This window comes from Amycolatopsis sp. NPDC059235 (assembly GCF_042754125.1).
Taxonomy (GTDB): Bacteria; Actinomycetota; Actinomycetes; order Mycobacteriales; family Pseudonocardiaceae; genus Amycolatopsis; species Amycolatopsis albidoflava.
The window spans coordinates 51,508-70,779 of sequence record NZ_JBHZAG010000036.1 but is presented as its reverse complement, the minus strand read 5'-3'; the positions used below and the strand labels follow the sequence as shown (position 1 = coordinate 70,779).

The following is a 19,272-nucleotide window of genomic DNA, read 5'->3' as shown; positions in this document are numbered from 1 at the left end:
GGTGCGGTGGTGCGGTGGTGCGGTGGTGCGGTGGTGCGGTGGTGCGGTGGTGCGGTGGTGCGGTGGTGCGGTGGTGCGGTGGTGCGGTGGTGCGGCGGGCATGGGCGAGATCTCGGCGGAAACATCCATTGTGGACAAACCCCCGCCGGAGACCTTCGCGATTATCCAGCACTCACCACCCCAAGCCAGCGAACCTCAGGCAGTCACCGGCAAATTCCGCAGCCCCCGGATCACGAACTCCGGCCGACGCTCCGGCGGCGCGGCCAGCCGCAACTCCGGAAGCCGCTTGGTCAACGCCGTCAGCGCGGCCGCGATCTCCACCCTGGCCAGCGGTGCCCCGACGCAATAGTGAATCCCCATTCCGAACCCGAGGTGCGCGTTCGGCGACCGGCCGATATCCAGGGTGTCCGGGGCATCGAACACCTTCGGGTCACGCGCCGCGGCACCCAGCAGCGCCCCGATCTTCGCGCCCTTCGCCACCCGGTGACCGGCGATCTCCACATCCTCAGTCGCCGTGCGCTCGAACAACTGCAACGGCGAATCGAAGCGGATCAGTTCTTCCACAGCCGAGTCCAGCAACGTTGGGTCGGACCTAAGTCGCTCCCATTCCGCCCGGTGAGTCAACAGCGCGGTCACCCCGTTGCCGATCACGTTCACCGTCGCCTCGTGACCGGCCATCAGCAGCAGGACCGCGGTGGCGACGACCTCGTCAGGGGTCAGTTCGCTCGCGGTCAGGTCCCGGACGATCCCGCGTGGGGAGCCAGCCACGACGTCGCGCAAGTAGGTCACGAAGTCGGCCGCGGCTTGCTCGGCGGCGTCGCGGCCGTCCTCGGAAAGGCCGTACTCGTACATCTTCACGATGGCGTTGCTCCACGCCACCAGCTGTGAGCCGTCCGAGGCCGGGACGCCCAGCAACTCCGCGATGACCGCGACCGGCAGGGGCTGCGCCAGGTGTTCGAGCAGGTCCGCGCTGCCGTCGGCGGCGATTTTCGCGGCCAGAGTGTCCACCATGGACTCCGCGAGTTCCGCGACCATCGGCCGCAACCGCTGCACGTGACCCCGGCCGAACTCGCCCGCGATGACGCGGCGGAGGCGGGTGTGCGCGGGCGGCTCGTTCTCCAGCAACGAGTTGCGGTGCAGCAGGTTGAACGACGCGAACCGCTCCAGCGGCTGCGCGTCGGTCCAGATCCGGCCGAGTCCGCGGTGCCGGAGGACGGCGGCGGACGCGGCGTGCGAAACCGTGATCGCGATGCCGAGGCCGTCGTGCTGGTGCACCTCGCCTTCGGCGCGCAGCGCGGCGAACGCGGGATACGGGTCGGCGAGGAAGGCGGGATCGCGAGGGTCGAACACGAGCAGACTCTAACCCGCGAGCCCGCGCGCCCGGTCGCTTCGATAGCGTCTGACATCGAGTTCCGAGGAGGCTGAAATGGGTAAGGGCGCGCGTAAGAAGGGTCCCAAGCCGGACCGCAAGCCGAAGGTGCGCGACGTCTTCGTCGGGCAGCCGTTCGAGGGTCTGGCGGCGGAGCCGGAGCTGATCGCGTTGCGCGAGTTCGTCCCGTCGGCCACGGCGAAGCTCACGCTCGCCGACGGCGGCGACGTCACGCTCGGCACGGTGCTGCCCATGGCCGCCGCGGCGTTCGTGCGTTCGGACGGCGAGCGATTCCTCGGCCTCCAGGTGCAGACGCGGTCTTCCGACATCAGCCGCGACCTCGGCCGCGCGCTGCGCTGGCTGCTCGAGGCCGGGCCCGGCGACGTGCTGTCGGTGCCGGACACAACCTCGCCCACCGACCCGGACGAGCACAACCGGCTCCAGGACCTGCTCGTGCCGAGTGCGGAGCTGGAGGTCGCTCTTCACACGGACTTCGCGTGGTGGCTGCCCGAGGACGCGGACGCGACCGGCGACGTCGCGGTGTCCCTCGAGCGCGCCAACGCCGCGATCATGCCCACTGACCGGCTCGGCTCCGGCGCCTACTGGGTGCTCGCCGGCGAGAAGGCGCACCTGCGCTGGGTCCGCCCGGAACCGGAGAACCTGCTGTTGCAAGCGCTTGCGCGGCTGTCCGCGGCGGGCACGCTCGGGCTCGGCGAGGGCACCCGCTACGCCGGCTCGTTCCGCGCGCACGGCCTGCTCGTCCCGGTGTGGGACCTCGACCCCGAGGCGCACGCCCGGGAGTGGGCCGAGCCCAAGGACCAGCTCGGCGCCCGGCTGGACGAGGCGCTCAAGTCCCTCGACTCCGAGCCGCTCAACGCCACCGAGCGGCGTGCCCGCGACGGTCTGATCGGGCGGCAGCTCACCATTCGCTGATGTATCCACATGTGGACAACTCGACCTGAGTTGTCCACATGTGGGTAAGTCGATGGGACGATCGCAGCGTGATCCTCCACATCTGCACCCGCGACGAGTGGGCCGCGGTGCCCGAAGACGGCGAGTACCGCGCGCCGTCGCTCGAAGACGTCGGATTCATCCACTGCTCGGACCCGGGCACCGTCGCGCTGCCCGCCAACGCGCTCTTCCGCGGCCAGCCCGGTCTCGTGCTGCTGGAAATCGACCCCAAGCTGGTCGACGCGCCCGTCCGCTGGGAGGACGGCGCGCCGCCGGACCCGCGCGGAATCCAGTTTCCGCACATCTACGGCCCGATCCCGCGAAACGCTGTGGTCTCGGTACACGATTTCCCCACTGACGCGGGCGGCGCCTTGAAGCTGCCCGAGTCGCTTTCCGTGCGCTGACCTCAGTTGTCCACAGCTACGGAAAGTAGCGACGGAGACGGGACAACCCCGGGGGGGCGCTCATGCGTGGTGGGGATGACGAGGAACCGTCGCTGGACGCGGTCATCCGGGGAGGGGGCGATACGGTGACAGCAGCCGCGTTGCCCCTCGCGAGCGGAGATCCGCCGTGGGCCGGGCCGCAGACGGAAGCCGTCAACACCACCGCGGACTTCGGCGACTTCGTGCGCGAGGCCCTGCCCGGCCTGCTCCGCTACGGCCACGTGCTCACCGGAAACCCGCACGACGCCGCCGACCTCGTCCAGACCGTGCTCGAAAAGATGGGCGCACGCTGGTCGTACGTGCAGCAGAAGACCGGCGACCCGCTGGCCTACGTGCGGCGTTCGATGGCGAACGCGCACGTCAGCCGCTGGCGCCGGACGCGGCGGGAGAACCTCGTCGCGGACCTGCCGGAGACCAGCCCGAGCGCGCCGAAGGATCCGTTCGAGCACGAGCCGCTGTGGCAGGCGCTGCGCGACCTCCCGCCGCGGCAGCGCACGGTGATGGTGTTGCGGTACTACGAAGGACTGTCCGAAGTGGAAATCGCCAAGGCGCTGGACATCAGCCAGGGGACGGTGAAAAGCCAAGCGAGCAAGGCCATCGCGTCCTTGCGGGCGAAACTGAGGAACCAGGAAGGAGGTGACGCGGGGTGAGCGAGTCCGAGGATCTGGAACAGCGCCTCCGCGCCCTCCTCGCCGACGACCGGCTGGCTGTCCAGCCGACCGAGGACGCCGCGTCGGTCATCATGGCGGGCGCGCGCCGGCGGCGGCGCAGGCAGCGCGTCCTGACGTCCGCGGCCGGGGCGGCGTGCGTGCTCGCGGTCGCGTCGGCCGGGCTGGCGGTGATCCAGTTGCGCACGCCGCCGGCGGCAACTGACTTCACCGCCCAGCAGGTCGCCTCAGCCCAGCCCACGGTGCCTTCTTCGGTACCCGAGCCTCCTTCGAGCGCCGAATCGACGCAGGTCCAAGCGCCGGTCGAGTCGTCGGAACACGGTACGGCCGAACCGCCGGTGCCGCCCGCGCATCCGCACCACACGAAGCCGGCACCGCCGAAGACCACGCCGACGAAGGCCGCTTCCGGAGCGTTGGTGACCGCGGACGGCCTGGGCGCGGTGAAGCTCGGCATGACCGAGCAGCAGCTCGCGGACCAGGGCATGAAGCTCACGGCGGTCAAAGAGTCGGCTGGCTGCACGTACTACGACGTCAGCGGCGCTGGCGTTCCCGCCGCGACAGCAGTCGTGTCGCCGGACAACGGCGTGGTCGCGGTGAAGCCCGACGGTGCCGCGCACACCCCGGAAGGCGTGGGCGACGGGACGCCGAAGGACCAGGTCACGTCGACTTATCCGGGCACGTCCGAGTCGGGGAGCGCGCTTGTTTCGCCGACTGGCGACCAGGGCGCGTATCACTTCACGCTGAACTCGGACGGGGCGGTCCAGGCCATCGAGGTCCGGGCGAAGACGCAGGACTGCGCCGGCTGAAAATTCCGGCGAGCCGATGTCGATTTGGCTCCGCGCCGCTCGTGTAGCGGGTGACGGGCCGGTTCGCGGTCCGCGGAAGCGGAAGGACATCCCCGATGCGTTCGATCAGCGTCATCCTGAGCACCACCCTCGACGGCGTCGTGCAAGGCCCCGGTCGCAGCGATGAGGACACCCAGGACGGCTTCGACCTGGGCGGCTGGGGCAACGGCTACAGCGACGACGTCATGGCGCGCGAGATGGGGAAGGGCATGGACCGGCCCGGCGACATGGTGTTCGGCCGGCGCACCTGGGAGGACTTCGCCACCGCGTGGGGGCCGCGGACGGACGGGAACGTGTTCACCGCGCACATGAACGCGGCCACGAAGTACGTCGCCTCCACCACCCTCGACAACGCCGACGCCTGGCAGAACTCGGTGCTGCTGCGCGGTTCGGCGGTGGAGACTGTCGCTGAGCTGAAAGCCTCGCCCGGCGAGAATCTCGCGATCATCGGCAGCGTCTCGCTCGTGCGCTCGCTGCACGCCGCCGGACTGGTCGACACCTACACATTGCTGATCCACCCGTTGACGCTCGGCCGGGGCGCGCGGCTGTTCGACGGACCGGCGCCGTTGACCAAGTTCACGCTCACCGGAAGCGTCGCGACCACCACCGGCGTGCTCATCGCGCACTACGAGCGGCGCTGAAGTTATCCACATGGGGAAGCCCGGTTGTCCACAATGGGGACAACCGGGCTTCCGGACGTGCTCGAGCGTTACAGCGCGCCACCCGCGACCGGGGGCATCCCGGCGTCCGCGCCGGCGTCGCCGACGGCCTCGCGGTGCAGGAACTTCTCGATCTCGTAGACGTTGTCACCCGCGCGGCGCGCGACCGTGACGAGCGTCGACATCTGGGAGATCTCCTCGACCTGCTCCTTGAGGAACCACTGGGTGAACTGCTCGCTGATGTAGTCCTCCTCGGCCCGGGCGGCCTTCGCGAGCGCGGAGATGTCGGCGGCGACCTCCTTCTCCTGCTCCAGGGCGAGCTCGATCAGCTCGAGCGGGGCGGAGAAGTCGTTGCGCACCTGGCCGGTGCCGGGGATCTCGACGTGGTGATCCCGGTCGAGCATGTACTGGACGAGCGCCATCGCGTGATTGCGCTCCTCGACGGACTGCTTGTAGAAGTGCTTCGCGAGCTGCGGCAGGTCCTCGTTGTCGAACCAGACCGCGAGCGCGATGTACTGCTGGGAGGCGTTGAACTCGTTGTGGATCTGCGCCTGCAGCAGTTCGTAGAACTTAGAGCGCGGTTCTTTCTTCGTAGCGGCCATGTCTATCACGGTACGTCAATGTCCGATTGTTTTCCACTTTTGGCTGGTGATCTCCACCCTATTAGGGTTACCATTCCTCAAGAAGGAAACACTTATTTTGGTTAGCCTTCCCTTAATGTGTTTACCCTTATTAAGGAAAGGCTAACTTCGCCCGTGCGGGGCGTCAGTGCCGCTTCGGCGGGGGATCGCGGCGCACCGGGCAGGACATGCAGCGCGGGCCGCCGCGTCCGGATCCCAGCTCGGACCCGGTGATCGGCAGCACCTCGATTCCCGCCGCGGTCAGCCGTTCATTGGTCTCCGCGTTGCGTTCGTACCCCACGACCACGCCAGGGGCCAAGGCCAGCGTGTTGTTGCCGTCGTCCCACTGCTCGCGCTCCGCGGTGACCGGGTCGAGGCCGGTGTCGATCACCCGCAGCCGGTCGATCTCCATCGCTTCCGCGGCGGCTTCGAGGAATGGCGTCGGGCCGGCGACTTTGACGCCGCCGTCGCCGGTCGGCTTGATGGTGAACGCGGTGAGGGAATCGCGCGCGAGCGGATACATCACCACGGCGTCGACATCGACCATCGTGCACACGGTGTCGAGATGCATCGTCGCGCGCGATTGTTCGATCGGCACCGCGACGACGGTATGCGCGAGTCCGTCGGCGAATACGGAACGGGCGAGCGATTCGGCGCCAGCAGGCGTCGTGCGTTCGCCGACGCCGATCGCGACGACACCGGGCGCCAGCAACATGACGTCGCCGCCTTCGATCGGCGCGGAATGCGCGCCGTAAGCGCGGGCGGCGTGGCGGAATCGCGGGTGGTAGGCGTAGATCAGGTCGAGCAGCGCCGTTTCCCGCCGCCGCGCGGGCATGGTCAGCGACGAGATCGCGACGCGGTCGCCGATCCAGGCCGACGAATCGCGGGTGAAGAGCAAGTTGGGCAACGGGTCGACGGCGAAGTCGCGCGGGTTGTGCATCATCCGCACCAGCGACGCGCCCTCGGCGGACGGCAGCTCCTCGAACGTCATGCCCGCCATCAGGACCTCGGCGAGCGTGGGCGCGTCGACGCTCGTCAGGTGCGACCTCAGCGAATCCGCGAGGTCGTTGCCGAGACGACGGTCGTCCACCGCGGCGTGGACACCGGCGGCGTGCGCGCGCTGATCTTCCAGCGCGGTGCGGAGAACGTCGGCCAGCAGCAGCACTTCGACGCCGCGGCCGCGCAGGACGTCGGCGAACGCGTCGTGTTCCTGCTGCGCGCGGCTCACCCACGGGATGGAGTCGAAAAGGAGCTTGTCGTTGTTGCGGGGAGTGAGCCGTTTCAGCTCGTTTCCCGGCCGGTGCAACAGGACTGCCCGCAGCGGCCCGACTTCGCTGTCCACCCTGGGAGGTGCGGTCATCTCGCTCGTCTCGCTCACAAAACGGAGCCTAATGAGCGGGCATCACGGGAGCCAGGAAAGACGGCCTTTCAGCAACGAATAGCCGACGAAGGACACCACATCGAACAAAGTATGCGCGGCGATGAGCGGCCACAGCCGGTTGGTCCGCTGCCACACGCGGCCGAACACCAGTCCCATCACGAGGTTGCCGACGAAGCCGCCGAACCCTTGGTACAGGTGGTAGGAACCACGCAGTACCGCCGCGCCGAACAGCGACGCGTTCTCGCGCACGCCGAGTTGGCGCAGCCGCGTGAGCAGGTAGCCGATCACGAGCACTTCCTCGGCGAAAGCGTTGCCGAACGCCGAAAGCGTCAGCGCGATCGGTCGCCACCAGGTATCGCCCAAAGTGGACGGTTGCACCGCGAGGCTGAAGCCGAGGTGATAGGAGACGAAGTACAGCGCGAGCCCGGGAATGCCGATCAGCGCGGCGATTCCGACGGTGATGAGCGCGTCGGAGCGGATGCGGCGGCTCAAGCCGATTTCCCGCAGTTTCAGCCCGGCCCGCCACAGCAGGTACAGCCCGAGCCCGCCCCAGCCGATCAGCTGCGCGGCGCTCAGCAGCTGCTGGAGCAGGTCCAGCAGGCTCGCGGCGGCGCGCGGGACGTTGAGCTGCACTTGCTGCTGCGCCAACGGGGTCGGGCGCAGCAGAGAGTCCACAAGGGACAGCAGACTGCGCGCACCGGACAGCCCGAGGGTGATGCCGAAGACGAGGACCAGCTCGATCTTGATCGCCCGCCGCTCGCGGGCGTCGGTGATCGGAGCCGGGAACGCCGGAAGTGCCGGATTGAGCCAGGAACGCAGGCCTGATGGCCCTCCGGAACGCTCTGTGGTGCGCATGAACGCACGCTACCGTCGGGGTATGCCGAGGACTATCGCCACCAACACGAAGGTCGAGCGCGCCGAGCTGGTCGCGTTCCTCAAGCAGCGGCACCACGCGATCCTGGTGACCACCCGCGCCGACGGACGGCCGCAGCTGTCCCCGAACACGTGCGGCGTCGACGACGAGGGCCGGATCGTCATCGCGACGTATCCGAAGCGCGCGAAGGCGGTGAACCTCCGGCGCAACTCCCAGGTGTCGGTGTGTGTGCTGTCGGACGAGTGGAACGGCCCGTGGGTGCAGGTCGACGGGACCGCGGAAGTGATCGATCTGCCGGATTCGGTCGAGCCGCTGGTCGACTACTTCCGCAGCATCTCCGGCGAGCACCCCAACTGGGACGAGTACCGCGAAGCGATGCGCAAGCAGGGCAAGAGCCTGATCCGGATCACGATCGACCGCTGGGGCCCGATCGCCACGGGCGGCTTCCCTCCGGAGCTGGCGGACGACTGAAGGTCCGTGAAGGGCTCCTTGAGGGAATCAGATTCCCTCAAGGAGCCCTTCACGGCCAGTCAAGCTTCGCCGCGGAGGAACGGGCAGCCGAGCAGCCGCCGCAGTTCCGCCGCCAGCTGCGGCGGGCTGTCGACCGTCCGGGAGAAAGCCAGGCGGACGTCGTGGTCGCCCGCCGCCGATTCGACGCGCAGGCGCAGGCCGTACCGGTCGAGGCCGAGCGGGCGGATCCGGCCGCCGCGCAGGTTCGCCGGGAGGTGCCGGGCCAGCTGCTCCACCACGTCCGGATGGTCGCTTTCCAGGTGGCGCAGCCATTCGGCCTCGTAGTCGTGGAACGGGTCCGGCGGGGCCGCGCTGAACATGTGCGGCCGCAGCGAATGCGTGCCCTCCGCGTCGGCGAGCACCAGCGACGCCGGGGTCAGCCGGAGCAGCGTGAGGCCGTGGCCGACGTCGAGAAGCCGGTGGTCCGGCCGCTGCTCGGCGATCGACACCGCACGCGCGCGGGCCGACACCTCCGTCAGCGGCCGGAGCCATCCGGTGATCCACAGCAGGCCGCGGACCGGTTCCCGCAGCGCCACCGGGGCGTGGTCGGCGAGCTCGACCATGACGGCGAGCTCGCCGCGCTGAGCCTGCCGGGACGCGCACACCATCGGGTGCTCGTCCGGCAGAAGAATGCTGACGCTTCCGCTGTGGTGCACGTGATGCAGGACGGGCTCGACGCGTTCGGCTTCGCAGCCGGCGTTCTCGACGGTCGGCATGATCGTCGCCGGGCCGCCTCGGGTCGCGATCGTCTTCGCGCGTTCGGCGGGGTTTGGCGCGGGCGGGCGGCGCACGGATACGGGTGCCTCGGTCACGGCTCACCTCCTACTTAGGTGAGCCTAACCTGAATTGCCGCGCGAAGGGAAGGGTGCGCGCGAAGATCACCCATGGGGCGGGAAAGTGCTGGTCAGCGGGTCGGATCAAAGGCGGGGCCGGGCGGATTCGGCCGATCGGGGCGGTTGATCCTTCGCCGAAAGGCTCTCGGAACGCGTCCGCAGAGCGAACGATTTTGTCCTCTTGCCGTACGCTACTAGCGTGTCAGTCGTGTCAAGCGCTGTGGAACTCACGCCCCCCGGCCCCCGTGGAATTCCTCCCCTGTTCGCGCGGCTCGTCGACGACTCGGCGCTCTTCCCGCCCGCGGACGTCGCGATGCCGGAGGCGCTTCGCGCGCACTTCGCGTCGCGCGGCGGAGAACACGCCGGGGTGCTCGGGGTTTTCCTGTGCCAGGCCTCGCGGCTGCCCGAGCTGATCACCGAGCTGATCAAGATCAAACCCAAGGAGCCGCTGCCGCTGTCGCTGATCATCGACACCGGGCTCGGCGGCGTTCCGAAGGCGATCTCGATCGTCGAATCGCGCAGCGAGCTGCTGTCGCTGCGGATGGTGGAGATGCCCGCCCCGTCCGACGTCGACGAGGTGTGGCTCGAGCGCGTCTCGGAGTTCGTGCCCGAGGACGTCATCCGGGTGGTCGAACCGCGCCGCGGCGTCGGCTGGCTGGACGGCGTCCGGAACGTGATCGAGCACGGCAGCTGGCCGAAGATCCGCTGCGGCGGCAAGGCGGGGGAGAACTTCCCCAGCGTCGACGAGGTCGCCGACTTCCTGTCCGTGGTCAGCGGCTCGCCGGGGGCGTCGTTCAAGGCGACGAACAGCCTGCACCGCGCGGTCCGGCACGTCGACGCCGAGACCGGCTTCACGCACCACGGCTTCCTGAACCTGCTCGTCGCGTCGGCGCGCTGCCTCTCTGGCGGCGACGTCCGCGAAGCGCTCGAGTCGACCGACGGCAAGGCTCTCGCCGACGAAGCGCGCGCGTTGCCGGAGCCGGCCGCGAAGGCGGTGCGAGAGCTCTTCGGTTCGTACGCGGCGGCTTCGTTCGCCGAGCCGGTGGCCGACCTGGGTGAACTCGAGCTGCTGTGAGCACGGAGGGGTCGCTGACCCTCGACCGCGGTCTGGCGCTGCTGCAGGCAGTGGCCGATTCGGGCGAGCAAGCGGCGACCATCTCCGAGCTGGCGGTGACCATCGGCGCGAGCCGCGCGGCGGTGTACCGGCTGCTGGTCCCGTTGGCTGAACGCGGCCTGATCTGGCGGGACGGCACGAAGGTGCGGCTCGGCGTCGGAGTGCTGCGGCTGGCCGGTCAGGTGCTGCCACAGCTGCGCGAGGCCGCGCGGCCGGTGTTGCGCGAGCTGGCCGAGAAGGTCGGCGCGACGGCACATCTGACGGTCGCGCAGGGCGATCACGCGCAGGCGGTCGCGGTGGTCGAGCCGTCGTGGACGAGTTATCACGTGGCTTACCGGGTCGGCAGCAGGCACGCGCTCGCCGCGGGCGCGGCGGGCCGGGCGATGGCGTTGCGGCCCGGTGGCACTGACCGGTGGGCCGTGTCGACCGGCGAGATCGAAGCTGGTGCTTCGGGGGTCGCCGCGCCGGTGCGTGGCGTTCCTGGGCTGCGGGCGAGCGTCGGGGTGATCTCGTTGGAGCCGCTGGTTTCGGACGAGGTCGGGCCGTTAGCGCTGGAGGCGGCCGCGAAGTTGGCCGAGGTGTTGCGGACCTAGCGGCGGGACGCGGCGACCAGCGGCCGGACCATGGTCAGCAGCAGCGCCAGGTCCACCGTGAACAGCAGCCGCTCGAACAGTCCGAGCGTCACTTCCTGCTGTGCCGGCCCGGTGATCAGGGTGAAGACGAAGCCGCCTAGTACTACCGCCACGCTGGCGAAACTCGCGACGGCCAGCCGGCGGATCGTCGTGCGGCGCGGCTCCCACGGGCACGAGCGACCGCCGCGCCGGGTCAGCAGCCAGGCGGCGGTGGGGAGCGCGAGGAACGCGGTGAGGGCGGCGGCGTTGTGCAGCTGGCCGTCGAAGGAACGGGCTTCGCCGTTGGGGTCGACGGGGACCGTCGCGCAGATCGTGAGGCCGACGCACCAGACGCCGAGCAGGACGACGACCGCGGGCGAACGGCGAGCTTTGACGAGCCCGGCCAGCAACGCCAGCGAACCCAGCGCGAGGGCCAGGCACATGAACGCGAACAGCCGCGCGGCCGAGTGGTCGCCGAGCCGGCCGTAGACGTACTCCGAGAGCGTCTGCCAGACCGGGCTGATCTGCGCGGAAAGCCGCAGGTGCAGGTCCGTGGCGATGACCACGGCCGCCCCGATGCCGACCAGCGCGAGCCTGCCGTGCACCGGCGAAACCGGAGACGCGGCGGCGCGGGAAGTGGTCGGCACGGGCGCTCCTCGGCGGTCATGGCGGAGGCCATGGCGTCACCGGGGGTTCACCTGGTCCTCGTTCGGGGGTTCCGAAGAGGTTACCTGGCGTTCCTGTGAAACCGCGGTTACCAGAGCAGCTGGGCCAGCGCGAACGCGGCGAATCCGGCGAACACGAACCCGGCGACCCGCTGGATCAGCTTCGGCCGGATCCGGTCGCGGATCTTCGCGCCGATGAACACCGCCAGCCCGGCGACCGACACGAGCGCGACGAACGCGCCGACCCCGACCGCGAACGGATTGCCAAGGCGCGCGACGAGACCGGCGGTCGCCAGCTGCGAGGCGTCGCCCCACTCCGCGGCGAAGAGCACGCCGAACGACGTGAGCGCGGAGCGCAGGAACGAAACCGGCCCGGGTCCGGAGCGGGAGGCGTCCTCGCCCGCCTCGCTGCCTTCGCTGAAGCCCTCGCGCAGCAGCAGGAACGCGCCGACGCCGAACATCGCGGCGACCAGCACCGAAACAAGGGTTTCCGGCAAGAGCGTGAGCAGGCTGCCGAAAGCGACCGCGATCACGCATTGCACGGCGAACGCCGCGCATACTCCGGCGAATACCGGCCAGGCCCGGAAACGGGTGGTGAGCACGAGGGTCGCGACGAGCGTCTTGTCCGGCAGCTCGACGGCCAGTACCAGGCCGAACGCACTGAACAGAGCGACTAATGCGGGAGACATGAGTTCGTGCTCACCCCTTTCACTGCAACGATAAAGGGGAGGTTCAGAAAACCGCAAGCTGATGGGTTTCGCGAATTGCCTGATAAGGTCGGCAGAATGCTGGCCGCCGGTTAGCCGGATTATTTTTTTCGGTGCACCGAATTCTGTTTTCCGGCTGCGGTACGGTGCGGGTCATGTCTGCTGACCACGTCGTCGTCACCACTACCGTCGACTCCGAGGCCGCCGCGCGCACCATCGCCGCGAGCGCCATCGAGGCCCGGCTCGCCGCGTGCGCCCAGATCGTGGGGCCGATCACCAGCGTTTTCCGGTGGGAGGACGAGGTGCAGACGGCGGCCGAATGGCGGGTCGAGTGCAAGACGGCCGCGGACCGGTCCGGCGCGCTGGAGGAGTTCCTGAACGTGCGGCACCCGTACGACCTGCCGGAGGTCATCGTCACGCCGATCGTCGGCGGCAGCCCGCGGTACCTGTCGTGGCTCGTGGAGGAGACGCGCTAGCCGCCACCTGATCGGGGGTAGCTCCGCTCTTTCCCCGCGCGGGGTTTCGGCAGGTCGGCGGGACGTTGGTCCCGGCTGGTTCAGGACGTGTTGAACTGGCTGGCGCGGGTGTCCGCGCGGAGGATCGAACCCGTGGATGTCCTAGAGCTCGCGCGGTGGCAGTTCGGCATCACCACCGTCTACCACTTCCTGATGGTCCCGCTGACCATCGGACTTTCGGTGCTGGTCGCGGCCATGCAGACGGCATGGGTGCGCACCGGCAAGCCGCGGCACCTCAAGATGACGAAGTTCTGGGGCAAGCTGCTGCTCGTCAACTTCGCCATGGGCGTGGTCACCGGGATCGTGCAGGAATTCCAGTTCGGGATGAGCTGGAGCGCCTACTCCCGGTTCGTCGGCGACGTGTTCGGCGCGCCGCTCGCGATGGAAGGCCTCCTCGCGTTCTTCGTCGAGTCGGTCTTCCTCGGCCTGTGGATCTTCGGCTGGGACCGGCTGCCGCGCCGGGTGCACCTGGCCTGTGCCTGGGCGTTTTCGCTGGCCACGATGGCCTCGGCGTACTTCATTCTCGCCGCGAACTCGTGGATGCAGCACCCGGTGGGCGTCGAGTTCGTGAACGGCAAGCCGACGATGAACTCGATCGGCGCGGTGCTCACGAACAACACCGCGCTCGCCGCGATCCCGCACACGCTGGCCGGCGCGTTCTCGGTGGCGGCGGCGTTCCTGGTGGGCGTGGCCGGATGGCACCTGTGGCGGCGTCGCAAGTCGGATTCGGACGAACACCGCGACGTCTGGCGCTCGTCGCTGCGCCTAGGCGGCTGGGTCGGCGTGGTGGCGTTCGCGGTGCTGGCGATCACCGGCGACATGCAGGGCAAGCTGATGTTCGAGCAGCAGCCGATGAAGATGGCGTCGGCGGAGGCGTTGTGCCACACGGAAAAGCCGGCGAGCTTCTCGATCATCGCGATCGGCGACGTGGCCAACGCCAACTGCGAGGACGTAAAGACGTTCAACGTGCCCGCGCTGCTGTCTTTCCTGGCGCACAACGACTTCTCGACCGAGGTCAAGGGCGTGGAGAACCTGGTGACTGAGTACCAGGCGAAATACGGCACGAACTACCCGAACGACCCCGCGCTCGGAACGCTGGCGGGCAAGCCGATCGACTACGTGCCCAGCCTGCCGGTGACGTACTGGGGCTTCCGGATCATGATCGGCTTCGGCGCGATCTCGGCGGGCATCGGCCTGCTGGCCCTGTGGCTCACCCGGCGCGGCCGGATCCCCGGGGGACGCTGGTTCCCGCTGATGGTGCTGGGCGGCATCGCGACGCCGTTCATCGGCAACAGCGCCGGCTGGATCTTCACGGAGATGGGCAGGCAGCCGTTCGTGGTCGCGCCGAATCCGACCGGCGTCGAGGGCATGTGGATGTTCACGGCGCAGGCGGTGTCGAAGCTGACCGTCGGCGAGGTGCTGACGTCGCTGATCTCGTTGACGGTGCTGTACGCGGTGCTGGGTGTGGTGGAGCTGTACCTGATGCGCAAGTACATCCGGGGCGGGGTGGACGCGGTGATGCCGCCCGCTGCCTCTTCTGATTCCGGCGGTTCTGATGATTCCGAGGACTCCGATGGTTCCGATGACCAGGCGCTTTCGTTCGCCTACTGACCCGGTGGAGCGGGCCGGGGTGCCGCCAGAAGACCCGGAGGGCCGGGTCTGGGCGCGGCCCGCTCCACTGGCCTGGACTGAGTGTTCGGGCGCTCTCGGAGAGACCGCTGCTGCGATGGAAATGACGGAGGTGGAGATGAACGCGACGCTGGACAGCCCCGGCTCGGCCTCGGCCTCGGCCGTACTGGCCGCCCCCGCGACGAACCAGCCCGCCGCGACGACGCCCCACCTCGCGTCCGAGCCCGCGGGACCGAGCGCCCCCACCCCAGCTCACACCGCCCAGCCGCACCAACCGCCGCGAACTCTTGCCCCAACCCCTCCCCGCGCGTACGCAGCCCCCACCCTCACCGGGGGGACGCCCCGTACCCAGCGTAATCGGGTGGTGGCTCTCGCGGGTTACCCACAGCAAATCTGTGGACAACTCGTCGGGTTGTGGATAACTCAGGGCCATCGTGGGGACAACCCGGTGGCCGACCGGATGACGCCGGCAGGCGCCGGACGAGGTGAGTGGGGATGACACTCGAAACGCTGTGGTTCGCGATTGTCGCGTTGTTCTGGCTGGGGTATCTCTTCCTCGAAGGATTCGACTTCGGCGTCGGCATGCTGCTGCCGGTCCTCGGGAAGACGAACACCGAGCGGCGCGTCCTCGTCAACACGATCGGGCCGGTCTGGGACGGCAACGAGGTCTGGCTGATCGTCGCGGCCGGGGCGACCTTCGCGGCCTTCCCCGGCTGGTACGCCTCGCTTTTCTCGGGCGCGTACCTCCCGCTGCTGCTCGTCCTCATCGCGCTCATCGGGCGCGGCGTCGCGTTCGAGTACCGCGGCAAGGTCGACTCCGAGCGCTGGCGGCGCGTCTGGGACCGCGTGATCATCATCGGTTCCTGGGTCCCGCCGCTGGGCGTCGGGCTGCTGCTCGCGACCACCGTGCTCGGCCTGCCGCTCGACGCGCAAGGCAACCGCGTCGGGTCGCCGTTCGAGTCCGTTCGGTGGGACACGCTCCTCGGCGCGGTGGCCATCGTTGGCTTCTCGCTCGTGCATGGCGCGGCGTTCCTGGCCCTGAAAACCACCGGTGAGCTGCGGGAACGTGCGCGCACGCTCGCGCTGCGCATCCTCCCGGTCGGGCTGCTGTCGCTGATCGCGTTCCTGGTGGTCGTCCAGGTCCGCGAAGGCAAACTGTGGACGCTCATCTCGCTGGTGATCGTCGTCCTCGCCGCGGCGGTGGCGTGGCTGCGGCTGCACGCCGACCGCGACGGGCAGGCGTTCGCCGCGCTCGCGGTCGTCATCACGGGCGCCGCGGTGACCTTCTTCGGCGCGCTCTACCCGAACGTCCTTCCGTCCACATTGGACCCCGCGCACTCGCTGACCGTCATGAACACCGCGGTCAGCCACTACACGCTGACGGTGATGACCTGGGTCGGCGCGTTCGGCGCGCCGGCGGTGCTGATCTACCAAGGTTGGACCTACTGGGTTTTCCGCAAGCGCATCGGCGTCCAGCACATCCCGGCGGCGCACTGACATGACTGAACTTCCCGGCCGCGCACCCCTTTCCGCCACCGGGTCCCCCATGGACCCAGTGCGGCCGGGCAAGGGTCCGCTCGGCGCGCTCTCGGCCTTGGGGCCGGCCGCGCGCCGAGCGCTGATCCTGGTCGCGGTGCTGTCGTTCGGGAACGCGGTTTTCCTTGTCGGACAAGCCTTTCTGCTAGCGGACCTCCTCGCGGACGTGGTCTCCCGGGGGCTGGGGGAAGGGGGCCGCACCGTCCAGTTGGCTGTTCTGGTCGCGCTCGTCGTGGGCCGCGCGGGCACCAGCTGGGCGGTGCGGGTTGTCTCCGCACGCGCCGCCGCGACCGCGCAACGCGACCTGCGCGCCCGTGTCGTCGACCACGCGTTGCGCCTCGGCCCGGAATGGCTGGCCCGGCGCGGCCACGGCGAACTCACCACGCTCGTCACGCGCGGCCTCGACGCACTCGATTCCTACTTCCGCGAGTACCTCCCCGCGCTCGTCACCGCCGCGGTCGTCCCGCTCGCGGCAGGCGCGGCGATCCTGTGGACAGATTGGCCGTCGGCGGTGATCATCGCCGCGACGGTCCCGTTGCTGCCGATGTTCGCTGTCCTGGTCGGGAAATTCACCGCCGACCGGGTTGCCGGCGCGACGGACGCGGTGCACCGGATGTCCGGTCTGCTCCTCGAACTGGTGCGTGCGTTGCCGGTGCTCACGGCGTTCCGGCGGGCTGACGCGCAGGCCGAAACCGTGCGGAAACTGTCGGAACGGCATCGTCGCGCGACGCTCAAGACGTTGAAGGTCGCGTTCTCCTCGGCGTTCGTGCTGGAACTCGCCGCGACGCTCTCGGTCGCGCTGGTGGCTGTCGTCATCGGTGTCCGGCTCGTCTCGGGCTCGCTCCCGCTGGCGATCGGACTCGGCGTGCTGATCCTCGCTCCCGAGTGCTACCAGCCGATTCGCGCGGTCGGCGCGGCCTTCCACGCGAGCGAGGACGGCGTGGAAGCGGTCCGCCGGGTGACCGCGGTGCTCGCGGAGCCGGTCCCGGCCGACGGAACGCGCACCGCGCCTTGTGGATCGTTGGTTGTGTCCGACCTAAAAGTCGCCCGACGCGGCGGATTCGCCCCGGACGGCGAGAGTTTCGAGGTCCGCCGCGGCCAGATCGTGTGGCTGCGCGCACCGAGCGGTGGCGGCAAATCGACAACGCTGGCGACACTGCTGGGCTTCGTGCCGTCCTATGACGGGTCGGTCATGGCCGGTGACGTCCCGCTCGCCGAGGCCGACCTCGAACGGTGGCGCGCCGGCATCGCGTGGGTTCCGCAGTCGCCAGTCTTCAGCGGCGGCACAGTGCGGGAAGAGCTTGCCGGACCCGACGTCGACGCAGTGCTCAGCGAACTGGGCTTGCACGGTCTCGCCGACCGTCCGGTCGACCGGCTTTCCTTGGGGCAACGCCAGCGCGTCGCCGTGGCTCGAGCGTTGCTGCGCGTTCAATCGGGCGCGTGGTTGCTGCTACTGGACGAGCCGACCGCGCACCTGGACGACGTCAACGCGCGGCGGGTGCTGGACGCGGTGGAGCGAGCCGTCGAAAATGGGGCAGCGGCAGTAATCGCTGCGCACGAACGTTCTGCCGCAGTGGCCATTGAGGACTCAGCTCCAAGCGCGGTCGTTGAGTCCACTTCGGACAGTCCCGATGCGCGGCCGATTCCCTGGCGCACGCTGCTTGACCGGCGGCTCTTCTCCGGCGCTTTCTTGGGTGCCTTGGCGCTTTTGGCCGGGATCGCCCTGACCGCGACTTCCGGTTGGCTGATCGCCAAAGCGTCCCTGCAGCCACCGATTCTGACCTTGACCGTCGCGGTCGTCGGGGTACGCGCTTTCGGACTAGGACGGGCCGGACTCCGGTATGTCGAACGGCTCGTGACGCACGACGCCGCGTTCCGGATCGCCGGACGGTTGCGGGTTCGCCTGTGGAATGCGTTGGTGCGCTTGGGCCCGGCGCGCAGCCTCGAAGCCGGGGAGAGCCAGCGGCGACTGGTGACCGATGTCGACACCGTGCGCGATCTGCTGCCGCGAGTCGTCTCGCCGCCGATCGTGGTCGGGCTGGTCGCGGCCGGGGCAATCGCGGTGCAGACGATGGTCTTGCCCTCGGCCGGTTTGGTGCTGGCCCTGACGGTGCTGGTCGGCTTGGCGGCGCCGGCGGTCGCGCTGCGCTTGGAACGCCGCGCGACTTCGGCCCTCGCGGCCGGACGACGTGACGTCGCGGCGCGGGTCTTGGTGCTGTTCTCGTCGGCAGCGGAGTTGCTCGCCTACGGCCGGGCGGCTTCGCGTCGCCGCGACCTAGCCTCGACGGACACCCAGCTGGCAATCGACACGCGACGACAGGCGTTCGGCGCGGGCGCGGCGGACGCGCTGATCACGCTGGTGACCGGGGCGGCTGCGGTGGTCAGCACGATGCTGGCCGCGGGGGCGGTCGGCCGCGGGGAGCTGGCGGGCGTGATGGCTCCGCTGCTGGCGTTGGTGCCGTTGGCGTTGGCGGAGGTTTTGGCGCTGCTTCCGCAGGCAGCGGTGCACTGGGACACGCTGCGAGCGGCTCGGGTTCGGCTTGGTGCGGTAGTTGGTGAGCCGGAGATTGGCGCTGCGCAGGGCGGCGCGGTCGCTGGGGAAGCCGGGATTCCTGGAGCTGACGGTCACGAAGCCCACCTGAGTGCTGAACTGGCGGGAGTGCGAGGCGAGGCAGCGTCCGTCGTTGCTGAACCAGGCCCGTCCGCAGTCCGGTTGCGGGGTGCGGAGCTGGGGTGGCCTGGCGGCGAGGCGGTGCTGAAGGACGTCGAGCTGAGCGTGCCGACCGGGGCTTATGTCGCGGTCGTCGGGCCGAGCGGGGCTGGCAAGTCGACGTTGGTGGCAGCTTTGCTGGGGTTCCTTCAGCCTCGAGCGGGCGAGGTTGTCGTGCCGGGCAAGGTTGCTTGGGCGCCGCAGGAGCCGATGTTGGTGTCGACGACGGTGGCGGAGAATTTGCGGCTCGCGGACCCTCGGGCGGAGACGTCCGATTTGCGGCGGGTGCTGGATCAGGCGCAGTTGCCGGACCTGGATCTGGCGACGGTGCTCGACAGCGCCGGGGCAGGGTTGTCCGGTGGGCAGGCGCAGCGGGTGGCGTTGGCGCGGGCGTTGCTGGCGGCTCCGTCGGCGGAGTTGGTGGTGCTTGACGAGCCGACGTCGCACCTTGACGAGTCGACGGCGCGGGCGTTGCGCGCGACGTTGCGTACGGAGCTTGCTGGACGGACCGTCGTGCACGTAACGCACAATGCGGACGAAGAGCTGCAAGCGGACATGGTTTTCGAGGTTCGGGACGGGCGCGTTGTGCGGCGGGCGTTGCCGCGGGTGGCGGCGTGACGGAGGGTTGTTGG

General features: G+C 69.4%; 19 protein-coding genes. 12 read left to right on the top strand and 7 right to left on the bottom strand.

The genetic code is table 11. The annotated features are described in order from the left end of the window. Positions 1 to 195: 195 nt before the first annotated feature. Entirely contained in the window at positions 196 to 1,350 is a 1,155-nt protein-coding gene (locus ACFXI3_RS23545; protein ID WP_378402122.1) for a cytochrome P450, read from the bottom strand. Positions 1,351 to 1,426: 76 nt separating this feature from the next. Between ACFXI3_RS23545 and ACFXI3_RS23540 the strand changes: the two genes are divergently transcribed. The 5 genes from ACFXI3_RS23540 (at position 1,427) to ACFXI3_RS23520 (ending at position 4,917) form a co-directional block, all read left to right on the top strand. Next, a complete protein-coding gene (locus ACFXI3_RS23540; RefSeq protein WP_344281965.1) occupies positions 1,427 to 2,302 on the top strand; it encodes a DUF5926 family protein in 876 nt (291 codons plus the stop codon). A gap of 68 nt (positions 2,303 to 2,370) precedes the next feature. Then, the gene (locus ACFXI3_RS23535; protein ID WP_344281962.1) at positions 2,371 to 2,724 is read left to right on the top strand and encodes a DUF952 domain-containing protein; all 354 of its coding nucleotides are present in this window, start codon (positions 2,371 to 2,373) and stop codon (positions 2,722 to 2,724) included. Positions 2,725 to 2,849: 125 nt separating this feature from the next. Then, entirely contained in the window at positions 2,850 to 3,413 is a 564-nt protein-coding gene (locus ACFXI3_RS23530; RefSeq protein ID WP_377925998.1) for a SigE family RNA polymerase sigma factor, read from the top strand. Next, positions 3,410 to 4,237, top strand: coding sequence for a hypothetical protein (locus tag ACFXI3_RS23525; RefSeq protein WP_378402119.1), 828 nt, complete (start codon positions 3,410 to 3,412; stop codon positions 4,235 to 4,237). The genes ACFXI3_RS23530 and ACFXI3_RS23525 overlap by 4 nt, the downstream gene beginning before the upstream one ends. Before the next feature lie 95 nt (positions 4,238 to 4,332). After that, the gene (locus ACFXI3_RS23520) at positions 4,333 to 4,917 is read left to right on the top strand and encodes a dihydrofolate reductase family protein (RefSeq protein WP_378402117.1); all 585 of its coding nucleotides are present in this window, start codon (positions 4,333 to 4,335) and stop codon (positions 4,915 to 4,917) included. A 68-nt stretch (positions 4,918 to 4,985) separates the two neighbouring features. On the opposite strand, the gene ACFXI3_RS23515 is transcribed toward ACFXI3_RS23520, so the two are convergent. From ACFXI3_RS23515 to ACFXI3_RS23505, 3 genes are all read right to left on the bottom strand, one after another. Next, complete coding sequence (locus ACFXI3_RS23515) at positions 4,986 to 5,537, bottom strand: ferritin (RefSeq protein ID WP_344281950.1); 552 nt, start codon at positions 5,535 to 5,537, stop codon at positions 4,986 to 4,988. A gap of 163 nt (positions 5,538 to 5,700) precedes the next feature. Next, positions 5,701 to 6,897, bottom strand: a complete 1,197-nt coding sequence (locus ACFXI3_RS23510; protein WP_344282878.1) for an arginine deiminase — start codon at positions 6,895 to 6,897, stop codon at positions 5,701 to 5,703. Between the two features lie 60 nt (positions 6,898 to 6,957). Next, the gene (locus ACFXI3_RS23505) at positions 6,958 to 7,791 is read right to left on the bottom strand and encodes a CPBP family intramembrane glutamic endopeptidase (protein ID WP_378402115.1); all 834 of its coding nucleotides are present in this window, start codon (positions 7,789 to 7,791) and stop codon (positions 6,958 to 6,960) included. A 22-nt stretch (positions 7,792 to 7,813) separates the two neighbouring features. Between ACFXI3_RS23505 and ACFXI3_RS23500 the strand changes: the two genes are divergently transcribed. Continuing rightward, positions 7,814 to 8,281 carry a PPOX class F420-dependent oxidoreductase gene (locus tag ACFXI3_RS23500; protein WP_344281945.1) on the top strand — a complete coding sequence of 156 codons (468 nt, stop codon included), beginning with the start codon at positions 7,814 to 7,816 and terminating at the stop codon, positions 8,279 to 8,281. Between the two features lie 59 nt (positions 8,282 to 8,340). Here the strand turns inward: ACFXI3_RS23500 and ACFXI3_RS23495 are convergent, their stop codons facing one another. Further along, positions 8,341 to 9,132: a DUF2470 domain-containing protein gene (locus ACFXI3_RS23495; RefSeq protein ID WP_344281942.1), complete on the bottom strand. Its 792-nt coding sequence runs from the start codon at positions 9,130 to 9,132 to the stop codon at positions 8,341 to 8,343. Between the two features lie 241 nt (positions 9,133 to 9,373). Here ACFXI3_RS23495 and ACFXI3_RS23490 point away from each other — a divergent pair, with 241 nt between their 5' ends. Both ACFXI3_RS23490 and ACFXI3_RS23485 read left to right on the top strand, forming a co-directional pair. Then, a complete protein-coding gene (locus ACFXI3_RS23490) occupies positions 9,374 to 10,228 on the top strand; it encodes a hypothetical protein (protein WP_344282875.1) in 855 nt (284 codons plus the stop codon). Further along, positions 10,225 to 10,860 carry a helix-turn-helix domain-containing protein gene (locus ACFXI3_RS23485; RefSeq protein ID WP_378402113.1) on the top strand — a complete coding sequence of 212 codons (636 nt, stop codon included), beginning with the start codon at positions 10,225 to 10,227 and terminating at the stop codon, positions 10,858 to 10,860. The genes ACFXI3_RS23490 and ACFXI3_RS23485 overlap by 4 nt, the downstream gene beginning before the upstream one ends. Here the strand turns inward: ACFXI3_RS23485 and ACFXI3_RS23480 are convergent. Further along, positions 10,857 to 11,525: a DUF998 domain-containing protein gene (locus ACFXI3_RS23480; protein WP_378402111.1), complete on the bottom strand. Its 669-nt coding sequence runs from the start codon at positions 11,523 to 11,525 to the stop codon at positions 10,857 to 10,859. The genes ACFXI3_RS23485 and ACFXI3_RS23480 overlap by 4 nt on opposite strands. A 107-nt stretch (positions 11,526 to 11,632) precedes the next feature. After that, entirely contained in the window at positions 11,633 to 12,232 is a 600-nt protein-coding gene (locus ACFXI3_RS23475) for a TMEM165/GDT1 family protein (protein WP_344281934.1), read from the bottom strand. 173 nt (positions 12,233 to 12,405) lie between these two features. Here ACFXI3_RS23475 and cutA point away from each other — a divergent pair, with 173 nt between their 5' ends. The 4 genes from cutA to cydD all read left to right on the top strand — a co-directional run bounded on the left by cutA (position 12,406) and on the right by cydD (position 19,258). Next, positions 12,406 to 12,726 carry a divalent-cation tolerance protein CutA gene (gene cutA / locus ACFXI3_RS23470; protein ID WP_037718964.1) on the top strand — a complete coding sequence of 107 codons (321 nt, stop codon included), beginning with the start codon at positions 12,406 to 12,408 and terminating at the stop codon, positions 12,724 to 12,726. A gap of 132 nt (positions 12,727 to 12,858) precedes the next feature. Further along, the gene (locus tag ACFXI3_RS23465) at positions 12,859 to 14,376 is read left to right on the top strand and encodes a cytochrome ubiquinol oxidase subunit I (protein WP_344281929.1); all 1,518 of its coding nucleotides are present in this window, start codon (positions 12,859 to 12,861) and stop codon (positions 14,374 to 14,376) included. Positions 14,377 to 14,889: 513 nt separating this feature from the next. After that, positions 14,890 to 15,891 carry a cytochrome d ubiquinol oxidase subunit II gene (cydB, locus tag ACFXI3_RS23460; protein WP_378402108.1) on the top strand — a complete coding sequence of 334 codons (1,002 nt, stop codon included), beginning with the start codon at positions 14,890 to 14,892 and terminating at the stop codon, positions 15,889 to 15,891. A gap of 49 nt (positions 15,892 to 15,940) precedes the next feature. Then, the gene (gene cydD / locus ACFXI3_RS23455; RefSeq protein WP_378402106.1) at positions 15,941 to 19,258 is read left to right on the top strand and encodes a thiol reductant ABC exporter subunit CydD; all 3,318 of its coding nucleotides are present in this window, start codon (positions 15,941 to 15,943) and stop codon (positions 19,256 to 19,258) included. Positions 19,259 to 19,272: the final 14 nt, after the last annotated feature.